The organism is Paenibacillus sp. P4_A7, assembly GCF_056402455.1.
In genome coordinates this window covers 1-2,371 of sequence record NZ_JBFUHJ010000638.1, presented here as the reverse complement: position 1 = coordinate 2,371, position 2,371 = coordinate 1, and the positions used below count along the sequence as shown (strand labels likewise).

Annotated in this window: 3 protein-coding genes; all 3 read left to right on the top strand. The window is 39.9% G+C overall.

The genetic code is table 11. The features are described from left to right. The coding region (locus AC1DWN_RS32275) for a GMC oxidoreductase (protein WP_477562930.1) at positions 1 to 1,228 on the top strand (1,228 nt) is incomplete at its 5' end. Between the two features lie 170 nt (positions 1,229 to 1,398). Next, the gene (locus AC1DWN_RS32270) at positions 1,399 to 1,818 is read left to right on the top strand and encodes a DUF1259 domain-containing protein (protein ID WP_477562929.1); all 420 of its coding nucleotides are present in this window, start codon (positions 1,399 to 1,401) and stop codon (positions 1,816 to 1,818) included. A gap of 29 nt (positions 1,819 to 1,847) precedes the next feature. After that, a complete protein-coding gene (locus AC1DWN_RS32265) occupies positions 1,848 to 2,288 on the top strand; it encodes a DUF1259 domain-containing protein (protein ID WP_477562928.1) in 441 nt (146 codons plus the stop codon). The last annotated feature ends 83 nt before the right edge of the window (positions 2,289 to 2,371 follow it).

The window sequence follows — 2,371 nt, the reverse complement described above, 5'->3', positions numbered from 1 at the left end:
ATATAATGGAAAAACAAATAATGCCTCTGCACGCGGGTATCGTGGGCGCATTGACATTCGTCAGGCTCCTGTAAAACCGACATCCATGGCAAAAAAATTAGTAACTGCAATCGAGCGAGCTACCGGCTTCCCTGAAATTCTCGATTATAATAACCCGAAAACCACAATTGGCCCCTTTACGCGATGGCAATTATATCAGAAACCGAATGGGAGGAGGGAAAGTTCCTCCACTGCATTTTTGTCTTCAGATGTCTTAGCGTTGAATGGTCGGGGAGTAAATGGTCGCAAATTAAGATTATTTTCTGATTCGACCGCTTTACGGGTGTTTTTTTCTAATAAGCGCGCCCGCGGAGTGGAATTTCTAAAAAATGGTGAGCGCATAATCGCACACGCAAAGAAAAAGGTCATTATTGCAGCAGGTATTAACAGCGCTCAGCTCTTAATGCTATCCGGAATAGGATCTGCGAAAATACTTAAAGAATCTGGTATTCGCTGCAACTTTAATAATCCAAACGTGGGGAAAAGCTTAAGAAACCACACACTTAACTTTGCTGTATTTCAATCGAATCCGAGCGACAGACCTTTACCTTCAAATGATCCAAATGCCCTTTATACCGGCGGGGCTTTCCTGCCTGACCCTCTAGAAATTAACAGCAAGCGTCGAGCGGTTCAAATTCTGGGTATCGGTTCTGAAGGCGATACGTTAACGTTAGGTTTGATTTACTTGCGTCCGAAGAGTCGCGGTTCCATCAGAATCCAAAACAAAGACCCGCTTAAAATTGTACTCGCAGATGAAGGATTTCTAGATAATCCGAATGATTTGGAAGCCGTGAAAAACATTTATAAGATCTATGTAAAGAATATAGCTGCTGAGCTTATGTCCATTGATCCCAAATATCGGCTCATTTCACCATCTTCTGAAACGATTGATAATGATGCCGAACTGGAGCAATTTATTAAAGAAAATTTTGAGCACAATCATCACCAACAAAGCTCACTTCGAATGGCCCCATTAACAAATGGAGGGGTCGTTGATCGGCGTGGAAATGTTCACGGAGTAAAAGATTTAATTGTTGCGGATGCTTCAATTATCCCATTTACTGTGGATGGAAATACTTCAGCGGCAGCCTATCTAATCGGATATACGATCGCTAAACAAATCATAGTGATAGATAAAAGGAAACAACGGAGGAAGATTCGAGAGAAATTCGAAAATATCGAAGAATAACTGAAATCTCTTACATTCAGTTTTCGTAAAGGCACTCTATGTTCAGAGTGCTTTTTTTCGTGTTTTCTGGTCTATGGAATTCGTACATTTTTGAAACAATAGTTAGTGGTCCAATTCTCTATCCTACTTTGATCATACGCTATGTAGAACATGATTAAAGGAGGATTTATATGGCACAAAAAGTGAAAGTAAGTCCGCAATTTAGAAAACTATGTATGCAATTCGGCAAAATCTTAGGAGGTGAATCGGAAATTGAAGCAGGTCCAGTTTGTTTTGTTACACGAATGACGAATTTAAGAGAAACGATCTTAGGAAGAAGAACGCGCTCCCCTCTGGTTCAAATGCAAATGTTCTCGTTTGAATCGCTAGATTGTTCAGGTCGTGCATTATGCTTGGGTGAGACTGCCGTTCATCAAAATCAGGTAAACCGTTTAATAACGAACCTTCGTAAACGCGGGATCAAAGTGACTGCGATTCATAATCACTGGTTAAAAGAAAATCCTCGATTAATGTATATGCACTGGGAAGCCATCATGAATCCTGTCGTATTTGCGAAAAGAACCAAGGATTCCATTGCATTCTTGGGATAATTGCCGTTGAGTGTTGTTCGTATTTTATTATGAAAGGATGTTTTCATATCGTGAAACAAGTGCCAGTAAGTCCTGCCTTTAGAAAACTATGTGATCGATTTTCAACCATTTTAGGTGGTACCGAGCATGAAATTACAAAAGGCCCTGTTTGTTTTGTTACTAGAAATAGGATTGTAAATGCTGCTATTTTAAGAAGACGTACAACATCTCCTTTAGTCCGTTATCAACTGTTCTCGTTTGAATCTTTGGATAAGTCGGGTCGCGCACTCTGTTTGGGGGAAACGGCTCTCTTCCAAAACCAAGTAAATCGCTTGTTGACCAATCTTCGCAAAAACGGGATTAAAGTAACAGCAGTCCATAATCACTGGCTGTTCGAGAACCCGCGTCTTATGTATATTCACTGGGAGTCGATTGATAATCCTATTGAATTTGCTAAGAAAGTAAAACGTTCAATCGCTTTTCTAGGTTAGCTAATCATATAATGTGTAACTAGATTGTCTACTGACAAGAATGTACCCACATAACTATTAAAAAAAACCTGATAACTCAGGTT

Coding starts and splice junctions, on each gene's coding strand:
- AC1DWN_RS32270 (WP_477562929.1), top strand. CDS start 1,399: ATGGCACAAAAAGTGAAAGTAAGTCCGCAATTTAGAAAACTATGTATG.
- AC1DWN_RS32265 (WP_477562928.1), top strand. CDS start 1,848: ATGAAAGGATGTTTTCATATCGTGAAACAAGTGCCAGTAAGTCCTGCC.